The organism is Stenotrophomonas sepilia (genome assembly GCF_003244875.1).
GTDB lineage: Bacteria > Pseudomonadota > Gammaproteobacteria > Xanthomonadales > Xanthomonadaceae > Stenotrophomonas > Stenotrophomonas sepilia.
Map to the genome: position 1 here is coordinate 36,303 of NZ_LXXZ01000066.1, position 14,795 is coordinate 51,097.

16 protein-coding genes and 1 riboswitch are annotated in these 14,795 nt (G+C 67.9%); of the genes, 9 read left to right on the top strand and 7 right to left on the bottom strand.

Going from position 1 to position 14,795, the window contains the following annotated elements; all coding sequences use genetic code 11:
• The first annotated feature begins 41 nt into the window (after positions 1 to 41).
• The 3 genes from A7X97_RS13990 to A7X97_RS14000 are packed head-to-tail and all read left to right on the top strand — an operon-like array spanning position 42 to position 2,484.
• The gene (locus A7X97_RS13990) at positions 42 to 1,106 is read left to right on the top strand and encodes a class I SAM-dependent methyltransferase (RefSeq protein WP_072167737.1); all 1,065 of its coding nucleotides are present in this window, start codon (positions 42 to 44) and stop codon (positions 1,104 to 1,106) included.
• Positions 1,103 to 1,804 (top strand): pseudouridine synthase, encoded by a 702-nt coding sequence (locus A7X97_RS13995; protein WP_072167738.1) that lies wholly within the window; start codon positions 1,103 to 1,105, stop codon positions 1,802 to 1,804. The genes A7X97_RS13990 and A7X97_RS13995 overlap by 4 nt, the downstream gene beginning before the upstream one ends.
• Positions 1,801 to 2,484: an HAD family hydrolase gene (locus A7X97_RS14000; RefSeq protein ID WP_111008073.1), complete on the top strand. Its 684-nt coding sequence runs from the start codon at positions 1,801 to 1,803 to the stop codon at positions 2,482 to 2,484. The genes A7X97_RS13995 and A7X97_RS14000 overlap by 4 nt, the downstream gene beginning before the upstream one ends.
• A gap of 128 nt (positions 2,485 to 2,612) precedes the next feature.
• Here A7X97_RS14000 and fabB read toward each other — a convergent pair whose 3' ends face one another.
• Both fabB and fabA read right to left on the bottom strand, forming a co-directional pair.
• Complete coding sequence (gene fabB / locus A7X97_RS14005; RefSeq protein WP_005415129.1) at positions 2,613 to 3,821, bottom strand: beta-ketoacyl-ACP synthase I; 1,209 nt, start codon at positions 3,819 to 3,821, stop codon at positions 2,613 to 2,615.
• On the bottom strand, positions 3,821 to 4,336 hold the full coding sequence (fabA, locus tag A7X97_RS14010) for a 3-hydroxyacyl-[acyl-carrier-protein] dehydratase FabA (RefSeq protein ID WP_111008074.1): 516 nt from the start codon (positions 4,334 to 4,336) through the stop codon (positions 3,821 to 3,823). Before fabA ends, fabB begins: the two co-directional genes overlap by 1 nt.
• A 190-nt stretch (positions 4,337 to 4,526) precedes the next feature.
• Between fabA and dinB the strand changes: the two genes are divergently transcribed.
• Positions 4,527 to 5,621, top strand: coding sequence for a DNA polymerase IV (gene dinB, locus A7X97_RS14015; protein WP_088496438.1), 1,095 nt, complete (start codon positions 4,527 to 4,529; stop codon positions 5,619 to 5,621).
• A gap of 301 nt (positions 5,622 to 5,922) precedes the next feature.
• Here the strand turns inward: dinB and A7X97_RS14020 are convergent, their stop codons facing one another.
• Both A7X97_RS14020 and A7X97_RS14025 read right to left on the bottom strand, forming a co-directional pair.
• Positions 5,923 to 6,834 (bottom strand): MBL fold metallo-hydrolase, encoded by a 912-nt coding sequence (locus A7X97_RS14020; protein ID WP_111008075.1) that lies wholly within the window; start codon positions 6,832 to 6,834, stop codon positions 5,923 to 5,925.
• Between the two features lie 65 nt (positions 6,835 to 6,899).
• The gene (locus A7X97_RS14025) at positions 6,900 to 7,538 is read right to left on the bottom strand and encodes an NAD(P)-dependent oxidoreductase (protein ID WP_111008076.1); all 639 of its coding nucleotides are present in this window, start codon (positions 7,536 to 7,538) and stop codon (positions 6,900 to 6,902) included.
• Between the two features lie 108 nt (positions 7,539 to 7,646).
• Between A7X97_RS14025 and A7X97_RS14030 the strand changes: the two genes are divergently transcribed.
• The 3 genes from A7X97_RS14030 to gph all read left to right on the top strand — a co-directional run bounded on the left by A7X97_RS14030 (position 7,647) and on the right by gph (position 10,097).
• The gene (locus A7X97_RS14030; RefSeq protein ID WP_072167744.1) at positions 7,647 to 8,576 is read left to right on the top strand and encodes a LysR family transcriptional regulator; all 930 of its coding nucleotides are present in this window, start codon (positions 7,647 to 7,649) and stop codon (positions 8,574 to 8,576) included.
• Positions 8,573 to 9,364, top strand: a complete 792-nt coding sequence (locus tag A7X97_RS14035; RefSeq protein WP_005415136.1) for a class I SAM-dependent methyltransferase — start codon at positions 8,573 to 8,575, stop codon at positions 9,362 to 9,364. Before A7X97_RS14030 ends, A7X97_RS14035 begins: the two co-directional genes overlap by 4 nt.
• A 64-nt stretch (positions 9,365 to 9,428) precedes the next feature.
• Entirely contained in the window at positions 9,429 to 10,097 is a 669-nt protein-coding gene (gene gph / locus A7X97_RS14040; RefSeq protein ID WP_088496580.1) for a phosphoglycolate phosphatase, read from the top strand.
• 91 nt (positions 10,098 to 10,188) lie between these two features.
• Here the strand turns inward: gph and btuB are convergent, their stop codons facing one another.
• A complete protein-coding gene (gene btuB / locus A7X97_RS14045; protein ID WP_111008077.1) occupies positions 10,189 to 12,030 on the bottom strand; it encodes a TonB-dependent vitamin B12 receptor in 1,842 nt (613 codons plus the stop codon).
• 115 nt (positions 12,031 to 12,145) lie between these two features.
• Positions 12,146 to 12,368, bottom strand: a riboswitch (cobalamin riboswitch).
• A gap of 143 nt (positions 12,369 to 12,511) precedes the next feature.
• On the opposite strand from btuB, the gene A7X97_RS14050 reads away from it, so the two are divergent.
• Positions 12,512 to 13,093: a histidine phosphatase family protein gene (locus tag A7X97_RS14050; protein WP_111008078.1), complete on the top strand. Its 582-nt coding sequence runs from the start codon at positions 12,512 to 12,514 to the stop codon at positions 13,091 to 13,093.
• Positions 13,094 to 13,182: 89 nt separating this feature from the next.
• Here A7X97_RS14050 and A7X97_RS14055 read toward each other — a convergent pair whose 3' ends face one another.
• Both A7X97_RS14055 and A7X97_RS14060 read right to left on the bottom strand, forming a co-directional pair.
• The gene (locus tag A7X97_RS14055; protein WP_053498035.1) at positions 13,183 to 13,545 is read right to left on the bottom strand and encodes a TfoX/Sxy family protein; all 363 of its coding nucleotides are present in this window, start codon (positions 13,543 to 13,545) and stop codon (positions 13,183 to 13,185) included.
• The gene (locus tag A7X97_RS14060; RefSeq protein ID WP_004140850.1) at positions 13,542 to 14,024 is read right to left on the bottom strand and encodes a GAF domain-containing protein; all 483 of its coding nucleotides are present in this window, start codon (positions 14,022 to 14,024) and stop codon (positions 13,542 to 13,544) included. Before A7X97_RS14060 ends, A7X97_RS14055 begins: the two co-directional genes overlap by 4 nt.
• Positions 14,025 to 14,092: 68 nt before the next feature.
• Here A7X97_RS14060 and bioD point away from each other — a divergent pair, with 68 nt between their 5' ends.
• The gene (gene bioD, locus A7X97_RS14065; RefSeq protein WP_111008079.1) at positions 14,093 to 14,785 is read left to right on the top strand and encodes a dethiobiotin synthase; all 693 of its coding nucleotides are present in this window, start codon (positions 14,093 to 14,095) and stop codon (positions 14,783 to 14,785) included.
• The last annotated feature ends 10 nt before the right edge of the window (positions 14,786 to 14,795 follow it).

Below are 14,795 nucleotides of genomic sequence, written 5' to 3' on the forward strand. Positions count from 1 at the left end.
CGGTACAATGGACGGCCCTCACGCTTGAAGTACCCGCGCCGATGGCCTCCAGCGACGACGCCCCCCTGCAGACCCTGCTCCTGCCGTTCTCCCAAGGCGCCCTGCGCTGGCCGGAGGGCCCGGTGGCTTTCCTGCGTGCCCGCGATGGCTGGCCATTGCGCGAAGTGGCCGGCAACCGCGAGGTGCACTGCGAACAGAGCTTCGCCCCGTTCGCGCAACCGCTGCAGCAGGCTGCCGGCTGGACCGTCAGCGGCCAGCTGGATGACGCGGCCGGCAAGGGCCGCTACCCGTTGGTGCTGGTGCTGCCGCCGCGCCAGCGCGAAGAAGCCCGTGCGCTGTTCGCCCGTGCGCTGGCGCTGGTCGCCGATGGCGGCCGCATCGTTGCCTGCCAGTCCAACAACGAAGGTGCGCGTTCGGGCGAGGGCGACCTCAAGCAGTTGGCCGGCCTCGGTGGCTGCCTGACCAAGAACCACTGCCGCGTGTACTGGACCGCCCCGCTGCAGGGCCGGCACGACGTTGACCTGGCCAAGCGCTGGTCGGCGCTGGATGCGGTGCGCCCGATCGTGGGCGGTCGCTTCCTCAGCCGCCCGGGCGTGTTCGCCTGGGATCGCATCGATCCGGCGTCGGCGCTGCTGGCCGAGCACCTGCCGGCCGACCTGGCCGGACGCGCCGCCGACCTCGGCGCGGGCTACGGCTATCTGTCGCGCGAACTTCTGGAACGCTGCCCGAAGATCACCGCGCTGGACCTGTACGAGGCCGAGCAGCGCGCGCTGGCACTGGCCGAGCTCAATCTGGCGCCGCCGCCGCGACCGCTGCCGCTGCGTTTCCTGTGGCAGGACGTCACCGCCGGCATCGAGCCGGGCTACGACGTCATCATCAGCAACCCGCCGTTCCACACGCCTTCGCGCGCTGACCGCCCGGACATCGGCCAGCGCTTCATCGCCGTGGCTGCGCAGGCGTTGCGCCCGGGCGGGCGCCTGTACGTGGTGGCCAACCGCCACCTGCCTTACGAGCACACCCTCAACGACAGCTTCGGCGCGGTGCGCGTGGTCGCCGAGCGCGACGGTTTCAAGCTGGTGGAAGCCGTGAAGGGGAAGGGCAAGTGAAGCTGGTCAAGCACATCGCCAACCTGGGCTATGGCAGCCGCAAGCAGGTGCAATGGATGTTCCGCGAAGGCCGCGTCACCGACGCCGACGGCGAGGTGCTGTATGCCGACGACCAGGTGCCGCATGACGCCATCCGGGTCGATGGCGAGCCGCTGGACCCACCGCCGGGGCTGTCGATCGCGCTGCACAAGCCGGCCGGCTACACCTGTTCGACCAAGGACACCGGGCGCCTGATCTACGACCTGCTGCCGCCGCGCTTCCGTGACCGCGATCCGGTGCTGTCCACGGTCGGCCGCCTCGACCGCGAGACCAGTGGCCTGCTGTTGCTGACCGACGATGGTGGCCTGCTGCACCGGATCATCTCGCCGAAGTCGAAGCTGCCGAAAGTCTATGAGGTCGAGTTGAGCGAGGACCTGCGCGGCGACGAGGTGGCGCTGTTCGCCAGCGGCACGCTGATGCTGGAATCGGAGAAGACGCCCCTGCTGCCGGCTGAACTGGAAGTGCTGGATGCGCGCCGTGCGCGGCTGGTGCTGCACGAAGGCCGCTACCATCAGGTACGCCGCATGTTCGCCGCCACCGGCAACCACGTGCAGGCCCTGCACCGCAGCCGCGTCGGCGGGCTGGACCTGCAGGGGCTGGACGAAGGGCAATGGCGGCAGCTCACCCCTACCGACCTGGATACGCTGTTCGCTCCATGACCCCCATCGCTGCGCTGCCGTTTCTTCCCGACGCCGTCATCTTTGACATGGACGGCCTGATGATCGACAGCGAGCGTGTCTCGTTGGACTGCTGGGGCCAGGCCGCCGATGAATTCGGGCTGGGCCTGGACGAGGCGGTGTTCCTGCGCATGGTCGGCCTCGGCGACCGCGATTCGCACGCGCTGCTGCGCGCGCAGGGCATCGAGGACAGCGTGATCGATGCGGTGGCCGCACGTTGCCACGACCTGTATGAGGCACGCACACAGACCGGGTTGCCGTTGCGTCCAGGCATCCTGGAACTGCTGGAGCTGCTGAAAGCGCACGCGGTACCGCGGGCGGTGGCCACCACCACGCGGCAGCCGAGGGCCAACCGCAAGCTGGCCGCTGCTGGCCTGCTGCCGTATTTCGATGCGGTGATCACCAGTGGCGACGTGGCGCGGCCGAAACCGGCGCCGGATATCTACCTGCTGGCCGCGCAGCGATTGGGGCAGGTGCCCGGGCGTTGCCTGGCGCTGGAGGATTCACCGGCCGGTACGCGCGCGGCGCTGGCGGCCGGCATGACCGTGATCCAGGTGCCTGACCTGGTGCATCCGGATGAAGAGCTGCGTGCCCTGGGACACCGCATCGTTGGATCCCTGGTGGACGCGCACGCGCTGCTGCTGCCGTTGCTGCCGAAGTAAGGTGGGTGCCGACCGTTGGTCGGCCCAGTGCCCCGGTAGGTGCCAACCTTGGTTGGCACAGAGCCGAGCATGGCTCGGCTCTACATCCTTGGGTGGGTGCCGACCGTTGGTCGGCACGCCCGTCCCCATCACACCCGCCCGAACACCAGCGCGGCGTTGGTGCCACCGAAGCCGAAGCTGTTGGACATCACCGTATCCAGTTTCTGCTCGCGGCTCTCGCGCAGGATCGGGAAGCTCTCCACCTTCGGGTCCAGCTCGCCGATGTTGGCCGAACCGGCAACGAAGCCATCGCGCATCATCAGCAGGCAGTAGATCGCCTCGTGCACGCTGGCTGCACCGAGCGAGTGCCCGGACAACGCCTTGGTCGAAGACAGCGGCGGCACCGCATCGCCGAACACTTCGCGGATCGCGTTGAGCTCGGTGACATCGCCAAGCGGGGTCGAGGTGCCGTGGGTGTTCAGGTAGTCCAGCGGGCGATCGACACCCTGCAGCGCCATCTTCATGCAGCGCACCGCACCTTCACCGGAGGGCGCCACCATGTCGGCACCGTCGGAGGTGACGCCATAGCCGATCAGCTCGGCATGGATGTGGGCACCGCGTGCGACGGCGTGGTCGTAATCCTCCAGCACCAGCATGCCGCCACCACCGGCGATGACGAAGCCGTCGCGGTCCTTGTCGTACGGGCGCGAGGCGCTGGCCGGGGTTTCGTTGAAGCTGGTCGACAGCGCGCCCATCGCATCGAACATCACGCTCATCGACCAGTGCAGGTCTTCGCCACCGCCGGCGAACATGATGTCCTGCGCACCGTGCCGGATCATGTCCGCAGCGGCGCCGATGCAATGCGCCGAGGTCGCGCAGGCAGCCGACAGCGAGTAGCTGACGCCCTTGATCTGGTAGGCCGTGGCCAGGCAGGCCGAGACCGTCGAACACATCGTGCGCGGCACCATGTACGGGCCGACCTTGCGCACGCCACGTTCGCGCAGCAGGTCGACGGCACCGATCTGCCATTCGCTGGAGCCGCCACCGGAACCGGCGATCAGGCCGGTGCGCAGGCTGCTGACCTGCTCGGGGCTGAGCCCGGCATCGGCGATGGCATCGCGCATGGCCAGGTAGGCGAAGGCCGCCGCGTCGCTCATGAAGCGCTTCTGCTTGCGGTCGATCAAGGCGTCCAGGTCGAGGTCGACGCGGCCACCGACCTGGCTGCGCAGGCCTGCTTCGGCGTGGTCGGCCAAGGCGGTGATGCCCGAGCGTCCCTCACGCAGCGCGGCCGAAACGGTATCCAGATCATTGCCGAGGCAGGACGTGATGCCCATGCCGGTGATGACGACGCGACGCATCAGAAGCTCCCGGTTTCGGTGAACAGGCCGACGCGCAGGTCGCGCGCGCTGTAGATTTCGCGGTCGTCCACGTACATGCGGGCGTCCGACTGGGCCATCACCAGCTTGCGGTTGATGACCCGGTTGATGTCGATCTCGTAGCGTACGAGCTTGGCGTCCGGCAATACCTGGCCGGTGAACTTCACCTCGCCACAGCCCAGCGCGCGGCCCTTGCCGGGTGCACCCAGCCAGGTCAGGAAGAAGCCGGTCAGCTGCCACATGGCATCCAGGCCCAGGCAGCCTGGCATCACCGGGTCGCCGATGAAGTGGCAGCCGAAGAACCACAGGTCCGGGCGGATATCCAGTTCGGCGCGTACCATGCCCTTGCCATGCGGTCCGCCGTCCTCTCGGATGTCGGTGATGCGGTCGAACATCAGCATCGGGTCGTTGGGCAAACGGCCGGCGGCGGTGCCGAACAGTTCACCGCGTGCGCTGGCCAGCAGCTGTTCGCGGTTGAACGCGTGGAGACGGGTCATGAAGCACAATCCTGGAAGCGGAGAACAGGGAAACAAGCGCCCGAGAATGCCCGTGGAAACTGCGCCGATCAAACATTTCAACCGTACGCAACCGTAGTGTTTTCAAGGGAATACGCGCATCCTGTTGATGTGCAACGACCATACTTCGGCGTGTGGCCCACCCGGCCCGGCCCCGACTTTTCCACCTGACATGACCCGACTGCGCAAGATCATCCACGTTGACATGGACGCGTTCTACGCGTCGGTGGAGCAGCGCGACGATCCGTCACTGCGCGGCAAGCCGGTGGTTGTGGCATGGCGCGGCGCACGCTCGGTGGTGTGCGCGGCATCGTACGAGGCACGCGTGTTCGGCGTGCGTTCGGCCATGCCGGCAGTGCGGGCCGAACGCCTGTGCCCGGATGCGATCTTCGTGCCGCCCGACTTCGCACGTTACAAGGCGGTGTCACGCCAGGTGCGCGAGATCTTCCTGCGCCACACCGACCTGGTTGAGCCGTTGTCGCTGGACGAAGCCTACCTGGACGTGACCGAGCCGAAGAGCGGCATCGAACTGGCGACCGATATCGCCCGTACCATCCGCATGCAGATCCGTGAGGAGACGAACCTGACTGCTTCAGCCGGGATCGCGCCGAACAAGTTCCTGGCCAAGATCGCCTCGGACTGGCGCAAGCCCGATGGCCAGTTCGTGATTCCGCCGCAGCGGGTGGACGCCTTCCTGCTGCCGTTACCGGTGAGCCGGGTGCCTGGCGTCGGCAAGGTGATGGAAGGCAAGCTGGCCGCGCGCGGCATCGCCACCTGCGGCGACCTGCGGCAGTGGGCACTGATCGATCTGGAAGAAGCGTTCGGCAGTTTCGGCCGCAGCCTGTACAACCGCGCACGCGGCATCGACGAGCGGCCGGTGGAACCGGACCAGCAGGTGCAGTCGATTTCCTCGGAGGACACGTTCGCCGAAGACCTGCTGCTGGAAGACCTGACCGAGGCCATCGTGCAGCTGGCAGAGAAGACCTGGAAGGCGACCCGCAAGACCGAGCGTGTCGGCCATACCGTGGTGCTGAAGTTGAAAACCGCGCAGTTCCGCATTCTCACCCGCAGCTTCACCCCGGAACGTCCGCCGGAGTCGATGGAAGAACTGCGCGACATCGCACTGGCCCTGCGCGCCCGCGTCGACCTGCCAGCGGAGACGCGCTATCGGCTGGTGGGTGTCGGGCTGGGCGGCTTCCGCGAAAAGGAACCGGTGGTGCAGGGGGAATTGTTCGAGCACGACATGAACAATCCCACAGATACCTAATCATCAAATAGTGGGGTCAGAGCCCGTTGCGCAGCAACGGGCTCTGACCCCGTGCCGACCAACGGTCGGCACCCACCATCAGCAGCAGGTTCCGACAGATAGCGGGAAACTGTCGAAGGCGGGGTGGGTCCGGTTGCGGGGGGCGTGAGCCGCATGGATGCGGCGACCGAGCTTACATGGACGTACTTGCAGCGCCCCCCGCAACCGGACCCACCTCGCCTTCCCACCGATAGCCAGCTGTTGCTGTTGCTGTTGCCTCTGCAGGTGCAGGGCGCAGCCCTGCAAAAGAAAACTCCCCACCTCATGGCCACTGCATCTCGCCCTTGGCCACCTTCGCACTCAGCTCCAGCGACGCCACGCCGTCCAGCTTCGGATAGCGCGCCTGCATCGCCTTCACCAGTGCCGCGCTGTCCTTGGCCTTTGCCGCCTCGGCGTCGAACGCGCGGATGTAGTCCGCAGTGAAGCGCAGCGCACTGGCATCCAGCGCCGCACCCGGCGCGTAATGCCCCGGTACCACCACCTTCGGCTTCAGTGCCTGCAACCGCTGCAGGGTCTGCAGCCAGTCAGCGTGCGACTTCGTCGTCTGCGTGTCGGCCATCCACACGTGCTCACCGGCCACCACCGGAATGCCGCCAACGATCGCGCGCAGCGACGGTACCCACAGCACCGTGCGGTCCGGGGTCGGGCCATCCAGGCCGATCAGTGGCAGGCGCTGGCCTTCCAGCTGCAGGGCATCGCCGTCCAGTACCTGCGGCACCACGATGCGTGCCGGCACGTCGGCGCCCATCTTCGGTCCCCAGTAGGCCAGCTTGCCGGCCTGGGTCTGCTGGATGTGGGCGACGGTCTGCGCAGTGGCGACGATGCGTGCCTGCGGGAAGGCATCCTGCAGGGTGGCCAGGCCGAAGTAGTAGTCCGGATCGCCGTGGCTGATGTAGATCATGGTCAGCTGCTTGCCACTGGCGCGGATCCGTTCGACCAGCTTGCGCGCGTCGCTGGCACCAAACTGTGCATCGACCAGGATCGCGTCGTGGCGGCCTTCGATCAGCACCGAGGATACCGAGAACATCGCCTGCGGGCCGGGATGGAAGGTCTGCAGGTGCAGTCGTGATTTCGTCGCGATGGTCGGCGCCGCGGTGGCCGGTGCGGCCAGCAGCGGCGCACTGGTGAACGTGGCGGCCAGGGCGAGGGGAAGCAGCAGGGCAGCGGTACGCATGGGGAATTCCTTGTGTCGGATAGGGAGCCGAGCGTGGGCTTGGCCCTACAGGGCTCGCGCGTCGATCAGTACGCGGCCGTGATGATCTGCTTCGGGTACTGGTGCGCTTCCAGCTCGGCGACGAACGCGGCGCCGTAGTCGGCATAACTGATGCGGCTGTGGCCGCTGGCGTCGGCCAGGAAGGCCTTGGGCTGCACACGGTACTGGCCGCGCTCTTCGCCCGGGCCGATTTCGGCGGCCGGCGAGAAGAAGGTCCAGTCCAGGTCGTCCACTGCCTGCAGGCGATTGAAGGCTTCACGATGGGCCAGCGCGTACGGCTTGTAGGCTTCCGGGAAGGTGGGGGTATCGACCAGCTGCACGCCCGGCGCGACTTCCAGGCTGCCGGCGCCACCCACCACCATCAGGCGCGGTACGCCGGCCTTGCGCGCGGCGGCCGCCAGCTGCGCGGCGATCTCGCCCACGCGGCCGATGTCATCGCCCGGACGCGGGCCGTAGGCGCTGGCCAGCACGTCGTGGCCAGCGATGGCGGCGACCAGCGCGTCCTGGTCATCCAACGAGGCGATCACCGGATGGGCACCGGCCAGTTCGGCCGGAAGGTCCTGCGCGCTGCGCACGATGACGGTGAGTTCGTGGCCGTGGGCCAGCGCGTGGCGGGCGATCTGGCGGCCGATGTTGCCGGTGGAACCAACGAGGGCGATCTTCATGGCAGGACTCCGTGGGGCGATGTGGGCTGGGAATGGGGCCACTCTAGGCCGCTGCAGTCGTTCGAAAAACAGCGTATAACGCGCTTGTTTGTTGCGTGGATCGAGCATATGGACCGATTGACCGCCATGGCCGTGTTTGTCGAGGTGGCCGAGCGCGGCAGCCTCACCGCCGCCGCAGAAGTGCTGGACATGTCGCGGGCGATGGTCAGCCGCTACCTGGCCGAGGTCGAGGGCTGGCTGGGCGCACGCCTGCTGCACCGGACCACACGCCGGGTCAGCCTGACCGGCCCGGGCGAGGCGGCGCTGGCGCGCTTCCGGCAGATGCTGGCAATCGGCGAAGAACTGCAGGGCGAGCTGGCCAGTGATGATCCCGAGCCGCACGGCACGCTGCGGGTGACCGCCAGCGTGTCGTTCGGGCAGAGCCACCTGGCGCGGGCGGTGGCCGGTTTCGTCGCACGCCATCCGGCGGCGCGCATCGAGCTGCTGCTGGTCGACCGCACGGTGAACCTGGTCGAGGAGCGCGTGGACCTGGCCGTGCGCATCGCGCGCCAGATCGACCCCAGCCTGATCGCGCGGCGGCTGGCCACCTGCCGCTCGGTGCTGTGCGCGACGCCGTCGTACCTGCAGGCGCGTGGCACGCCGACCGCGCCGGAGCACCTGGCCGCGCACAACTGCCTGACCCACCACTACGTCGGCAAGAGCCTGTGGCAGCTGCACCGCGATGGCCGTTCGCTGTCGGTGGCGGTGGGCGGCAACATCAGCGCCAACGATGCCTCGCTGCTGCTGGAGGCGGTACGCGCCGGTGCCGGGATCGCCATGCTGCCGACCTACCAGGTGGCGCCACTGCTGCGCAGCGGCGAGCTGATCGAACTGCTGCCCGGATTCAGTCTGGACGAGCTCGGCATTCATGCCGTGTACGCATCACGGCGCCAGCAGCCCGCTATCATGCGGCGATTCCTGGATTACCTGGCCGAGTGTTTCGCCAGCCCGGCCTTCCAGGATCTGGATTGGCGCCCACCGGGCAAGGAGAACACATGAACCATGGACAGGCCTTGATCGACCACAACCGTGCTGCCTGGGACCGCCAGGCCAGCGAAGTGCGCGAATGGTCGCGCCCGGTGGAGAGTTCAACCATTGCCGCCGCGCGCGAAGGCCGCTGGCAGGTGCACCTGACCCCACGCGCGCTGCCACTGGACTGGCTGGGCGACGTGCGCGGCCGCCGCATCCTGTGCCTGGCCTCGGGTGGTGGCCAGCAGGCCCCCGTGCTGGCCGCTGCGGGCGCCGACGTCACCGTGTTCGACCTGTCCGACGGGCAGCTGGAACAGGACCGCCGGGTCGCTGCGCGTGATGGACTGCAGCTGCGCACGGTGCAGGGCGACATGCGCGACCTGCACGTATTCGCCAACGACAGTTTCGACGTGGTGTTCCATCCGATCTCCAACCTGTACGTGCCCGACGTGCGCCCGGTGTGGACCGAATGCCGCCGCGTGCTGGCGCGCGATGGCATGTTGATGGCCAGTTTCTACAACCCGGTGCTGTTCGTCGGTGCACGTGATCCGCAGCTGGATGCACAGGGTTTGATCCGGCCGCAGTACGCCATTCCCTATTCGGACCTGGAAGACCTGCCCGCCGCAGAGCGTGAGGCGAAACTCGCGCGCGGTGATGCGCTGACCTTTGGCCACAGCCTGACCGAACTGATCGGCGGGCAGCTGGATGCAGGCTTCGTGATTGATCGGTTCATGGAAGACTGGCAGCCGAAGCCACGCTTCCTGATCGACCGTTACCTGCCCACCTTTCTGGCCACCCGCGCACGCAGGATCGGCTGAGGCGGATCCCGGGGGAAAAGCGCGGCGTACAATGGACGGCCCCACGTTGTACAGGCGTCGTCCCTTGTCGTATCCCTATCCGCTGGTCGTATTCGATCTCGATGGCACGCTGGTCGACAGCGCATCTGACATCGCCGAAGCGCTGAACCGCACGCTGGAAGCCATCGGCATGGCACGCGTGCCGGAAGCCACCGTGCTCGGCTGGATCGGCGACGGGGTGCGCCGCCTGGTCGAACAGGCCGTGCACGCCGCCGGTCTTGAGGTCGATCTGGCCGAGGTCATGCCGGTGTTCATGGTGCACTACCGTGAATGCCTGCTGCGCAGCCCGCGCCTGTTCGATGGCGTGGCCGAGGCACTGGCGCAGCTGCGCGCGCGCGACGTGCCACTGGCGATCTGCACCAACAAGCCCGAAGCACTGGTGCCGCCGCTGCTGCAGCACCTGGGCATCGGTGATGCGTTCGCGCTGGTACTGGGCGGCGATTCACTGCCACAGCGCAAGCCCAGCGGCGAACCGCTGCGGCACATCGCCACGCACTTCGGGCTGCCGGTGCAGGCGTGCCTGATGGTGGGAGATTCGTTGACCGACTACCGCGCCGCCGAAGATGCGGGCATGCCGATCGCGCTGGTGCGCTACGGCTATCCGCGCGGCCTGGACCTGGCCAGCGCGCATGCGGTGGCGGTGATCGACGACCTGCGTGAACTGCCGGGGTTGACCGCCGGCGTCCCGGTGTAGAGCCGAGCCCATGCTCGGCTGCTTTGCTGCCTGAGCCGAGCATGGGCTCGGCTCTACAGAGAAAGCGCCGGGCAATGCCCGGCGCCTTCTTTCATTTCGGCTGGTAACGCACACTCAACTGGTACTCACGGCCCGGCTGGTTGAACCACGCCACCGTCTCATACCTGCGGTCGAACACGTTGGTGGCACGCGCCAGCAGCGACCACGACGGCGTCAGCGCGTACTCGGCGCGCAGATCCAGCGTGCCGTACCCCCCCACCTTCACCGCGTTGGCGGCATCGTCATAGCGCTTGCCCGCACCCTGAACCGTCAGGCCTGCGCGGAAGTCCCCGAAACGCCGGTCGATGTCCAAGCGCGCGGTCTGCTGTGCACGACGCGGCAGCCAGTTGTCGAACTGCGTGCTGCCGCCGGTGCGGTTGCGTGGGTCGGTGTAGCTCAGCTGGGCGTTGATGTCGAAGCCGGCCAGCAGCACGCCACCGGTCAGTTCGGCACCGCGGATGCGCGCCTTCTCCACCTGCTGCATCCTGAAGGTCGCCGCATCGTAGGTGATCAGATCATCGATGCGGGTTTCATAGACGTCCAGGCCCCAGTGCCAGCCCTGTGCCTGCTGCGAAACGCCCAGGTTGGCGCTCTTGGACTTCTCCGGGTTCAACGTCGGCACACCGCTCCACGGGTCATACAGGTCGCTGAAGGTCGGCGCCTTGAACGCGGTGCCGTAACTGGCATTGACACGCAGGCCGTGGCCGAGCTCCATCGCCCAGCCGAGGCTGCCCGTGGCATGGTTGCCGAACTGCTGGTTGTCGTCGTTGCGCGCGCTGGCCTGCAGCTGGTGGCGGCCGAAGCGTCCCTGGTACTGCACGAACACGCCGGTGTTGCGGCGGCTGTCGACCCGATATCCGGCACTGCTGCCATCGAGGTTGTCTTCGCTCCAGTCCACGCCGGTGCTCAGCAGCTGGCCTTCGGCCAAGGCGAAGTCACCCTGCAGCGAGGCACTGTCGCGGTGGGTCTGAGCGCTGCCACGGGCACCGAAGTCACCGAAGTTGTCCGACTCGTTGTCACTGCGCCCGACATTGGCGGTGAACGCCAGGCGTTCGGACGGGGTGTAGCGCACCTTGCCGGCCAGCACCTGCTGGCGGGTTTCCGAATAGTTGTAGTAGCCGTCGTAATGGTTCTTTCCGTCGGCACGCAATGCACTGCCTTCCACGTTCCATTGGTCGTTGAAGGTGTAGCCACCGCGCAGGCTCTTGGACAGGTTGCGGTAGCCATCGCGGTCATGTTCGTCGGCAAAGCAGCCGGTGAACAGCGTTGCCGAGCCGCGGCAGGCATCGATGCCATCGGAATGCTGGTAGGCGATGTCGGCGCCGAACCAGCCGCGTTCGGTCCCGCCGCCGATCCCGCCGCTGGCTTCGCGCAGGCCGTTGCTGCCGCCACCGAGCTGGAAGTGCGGGGCGAAATCACCCTGGTTGCGGCGGGTGAAGATCTGGATCACGCCGCCAATGGCATCGGCGCCGTACAGGCTCGACTGCGGGCCACGCACGATTTCCACGCGCTCGATCTGCGCCAGCGGCAGGTCCTGGTACATCGCCAGGCCGAGGTCGGCACTGTTGATGCGCACGCCGTCGACCAGCACCACGGTGTGGCCCGAGTTGGTGCCGCGCAGGAACAGCGAGCTCTGCTTGCCGAGCCCACCGGCATTGGTCAGGTTGATGCCGGCGCGGCCGCGCAGCAGTTCCTGCAGCGAGGTGGCCTGGCTGGATTCGATCTGCGCGCGGTCGATCACCTGGGCCGGCGCGATGCTGTCCTGCAGGGCGATCGGGGTGCGCGTGGCGGTGACCAGGATCTGGTCGAGCGCGGTGGTGTCATCGGCGGCCTGTGCCAGCGCGGGCAGGGCGGCCAGTACGGCCAGGGACAGCATTCGGGACTGCAGCTTCATGGGGGACTCCAGGTGCCACGCACGCCCGCGTGGCGAAGGGGCGGAGCCGCGAAGGCAGGCACGCGCCGATGCCGCAGCGCACGCCACGGTCATCCAGCGCCATGCCCACCGCATCGCGACCTGAGGCTTCCGGGCCGGTCTCCGGGCTTGCCGCCGGGTGGCGCGAGGCCACCGTCCAGGCGCCTTCCCATGCCTGCGGCACAGTGGCGGTGTTGCCTGGAACTGACGTGCTTACCGTTGCGGGGGCAGCGCCGGCCTGGCGTGGAATCACGCGTCACCGGCTTCCCGTTTCAACCTGCCGGCCACGGCCGCAGGTCACCTGGAAGTGCGCGCAGTCTACGGCATCGCAGGCCGTCCCGTTGCGTCGCGCCTGCGCGGCTGCCTTTGCTGTGCCTTTAGAATGGTTGCTCGATCCCGTGGTGCCGTTACCGATGTCTGCCCGTTCTCCGTTGTACCTGCGTTGCCCGTCCGGGACGCACGCATGATCCTCGACCTGGTCCGCCATGCCGGCAACGGTCGCGATGAGTTCCTTGATGGCCGCAGCGATCCACCGCAGCTGGCCGGCCTGCCGCAGGAGCTGGTCGAGGCCTATGCCGAGCAACGCTGGGAGCGGGTGATCAGTTCACCGCGGTTGCGCGCGCTGCACACGGCGATGGCGCTGGCCACCCCACGCGGGCTGGACGTCGAAGCGGACGAGGAATGGGAAGAACTGGATTTCGGCGATTGGGACGGGCAGTCGCTGTTCGACCTGCCGGAAGATGCGCTGGCCGCCTTCCACGCCGATCCGAATGCGTTCCCGCCGCCGAACGGCGAGAGCTGGGGGCATTTCGAGCGGCGTATCGCGCGCGCGCTGGATCGCCTGCTCGATGATGATGATCATCCGGTGCCGACGCTGGTGGTCAGCCATGGTGGCCCGCTGCGCATGGTGTTGTCGCAGGTTTGCGGCCTGCCGATGTCGCTGTGCTGGGCCCTGCGCATCGACCACGGCACGCGCCTGCGGGTGTGGCTGGAGCGGGGCGAGGTCGGGCTGGTGGGCGAGCTGCTGGAACTGCAGCAGCCCTGATCTGCTCTTGTAGAGCCGAGCCATGCTCGGCTGCACTTCGATCAGAAAGGCCAGCCGAGCGTGGGCTCGGCTCTACAGGAGGGCGCGGCTCAATCCTCGTCCGCGCGCTCGGCCACGTTGTCCTCGGCGTCATCGTCGGCATCGAAGCGCTGCTCGTGCACCGGGCCCGACGCCGGGCCGGCCGCCTTCAGCGGATGCGCGGCGATGCGCGCCTCATAGTCCTGCACCAGCGCCTCACGCTGCGGCTCGCTCAGCTCCTGCCAGTGGCAGTCCAGCAATGCGCCTTCCAGCGAGTACAGCAGGTTCAGGCTGGGCTTGAAGCCGGCCCGCTTGACCTTGACGAAGGCGCCGACTGCGCCGATCGCCACCAGGTCCTCGCGGCTGCGCAGCCCGACCTGGCGCAGCCAGGCTGCACTCTTCGGGCCGATGTTGCGCAGCTTCGGTGCGCTCATCCCAGTGCCTCGACGAACACGCGGGCGATGGCTTCCAGGCCGGCCTGATCGTCGGCGTCGAAGCGGCCGACCTTCGGGCTGTCGATATCGAACACGCCGATCAGTTCATCGCCGCGCAGCAGCGGCACCACCAGCTCCGAACGCGAGGCCGAATCGCAGGCGATGTGGCCGGGGAAGGCATCGACGTCGTCCACGCGCTGGGTTACGCGCTGGCTGGCGGCGGCACCGCACACGCCCTTGTCCAGCGGGATGCGCACGCAGGCCGGCAGGCCCTGGAACGGGCCGACCACCAGTTCCTTGCCGTCATACAGGTAGAAGCCCACCCAGTTCAGGTCGGGCAGGGCGTGATAGACCAGTGCGGAGAGGTTGGCCGCGTTGGCGATGCGGTCGGACTCGGCGTAGACCAGGCCACGGGCCTGTTCCAGCAGCTGGGCGTATTGTTCCGGCTTGCTGCCGGTGAGCGAGGCATTGGCGAACATGCCTGCAGTCTAGCAAGTGCACCGGGCCGGCGATAATGCACGCACTGTTGCCCTGTTGGAGCCCATCGATGCCGTTGCCCGCTACGCTGCCGCCCGCCCTGTTCGTTACCGGCACCGACACCGAAATCGGCAAGACCGCGGCCAGCACCGCGCTGCTGCATGCACTGCGCCAGCGTGGCCTGCGCGCGGTGGGCATGAAGCCCGTGGCCAGCGGCAGCGAGGACCTGGGGCAGGGCCTGCGCAACGAGGACGCGCTGGCGCTGCAGGCGGCCAGCTGGCCGGTACCGGAGTATGCCGACCTGAATCCCTATGCGCTGCGGCAGCCGCTGGCACCGGAGCTGGCCGCTGCCGAGGACGGCGTGCAGGTGGCGCTGGCGCCGATCGTGGCCGCGTTCGAACGCCTGCGCGCGAAGGCCGATATCGTCGTGGTGGAGGGCGTGGGCGGTTGGCTGGCGCCGGTCTCGGCCACGCTGGACCAGCTCGACCTGGTGCGTGCGCTGCAGCTGCCGGTGCTGCTGGTGGTGGGCATGCGGCTGGGCTGCGTCAACCACGCGCGGTTGACTGCGCAATCACTGCAGGCCAGCGGCGTGGACTGCCTGGGCTGGATCGGCAACCACATCGACCCGGCGATGCAGCGCCAGGACGAGAACATCGCCACGCTGCAGCAGCGCCTGCCGATGCCGTGCTGGGGACGGCTGCCGCATCTGCCGGATGCCAGTGGTGAAGTGCTGGCGGCGCACCTGCTCGACGACCTGGGGTAGTGCCGGCCGC

What these genes read in the sequence shown, in the direction of transcription:
- A7X97_RS13990 (WP_072167737.1), top strand. Translation starts at nt 42, where the DNA reads ATGGCCTCCAGCGACGACGCCCCCCTGCAGACCCTGCTCCTGCCGTTC.
- A7X97_RS14000 (WP_111008073.1), top strand. Translation starts at nt 1,801, where the DNA reads ATGACCCCCATCGCTGCGCTGCCGTTTCTTCCCGACGCCGTCATCTTT.
- fabB (WP_005415129.1), bottom strand. Translation starts at nt 3,821, where the DNA reads ATGCGTCGCGTCGTCATCACCGGCATGGGCATCACGTCCTGCCTCGGC.
- fabA (WP_111008074.1), bottom strand. Translation starts at nt 4,336, where the DNA reads ATGACCCGTCTCCACGCGTTCAACCGCGAACAGCTGCTGGCCAGCGCA.
- dinB (WP_088496438.1), top strand. Translation starts at nt 4,527, where the DNA reads ATGACCCGACTGCGCAAGATCATCCACGTTGACATGGACGCGTTCTAC.
- A7X97_RS14020 (WP_111008075.1), bottom strand. Translation starts at nt 6,834, where the DNA reads ATGCGTACCGCTGCCCTGCTGCTTCCCCTCGCCCTGGCCGCCACGTTC.
- A7X97_RS14025 (WP_111008076.1), bottom strand. Translation starts at nt 7,538, where the DNA reads ATGAAGATCGCCCTCGTTGGTTCCACCGGCAACATCGGCCGCCAGATC.
- A7X97_RS14030 (WP_072167744.1), top strand. Translation starts at nt 7,647, where the DNA reads ATGGACCGATTGACCGCCATGGCCGTGTTTGTCGAGGTGGCCGAGCGC.
- A7X97_RS14035 (WP_005415136.1), top strand. Translation starts at nt 8,573, where the DNA reads ATGAACCATGGACAGGCCTTGATCGACCACAACCGTGCTGCCTGGGAC.
- btuB (WP_111008077.1), bottom strand. Translation starts at nt 12,030, where the DNA reads ATGAAGCTGCAGTCCCGAATGCTGTCCCTGGCCGTACTGGCCGCCCTG.
- A7X97_RS14050 (WP_111008078.1), top strand. Translation starts at nt 12,512, where the DNA reads ATGATCCTCGACCTGGTCCGCCATGCCGGCAACGGTCGCGATGAGTTC.
- A7X97_RS14055 (WP_053498035.1), bottom strand. Translation starts at nt 13,545, where the DNA reads ATGAGCGCACCGAAGCTGCGCAACATCGGCCCGAAGAGTGCAGCCTGG.
- A7X97_RS14060 (WP_004140850.1), bottom strand. Translation starts at nt 14,024, where the DNA reads ATGTTCGCCAATGCCTCGCTCACCGGCAGCAAGCCGGAACAATACGCC.
- bioD (WP_111008079.1), top strand. Translation starts at nt 14,093, where the DNA reads ATGCCGTTGCCCGCTACGCTGCCGCCCGCCCTGTTCGTTACCGGCACC.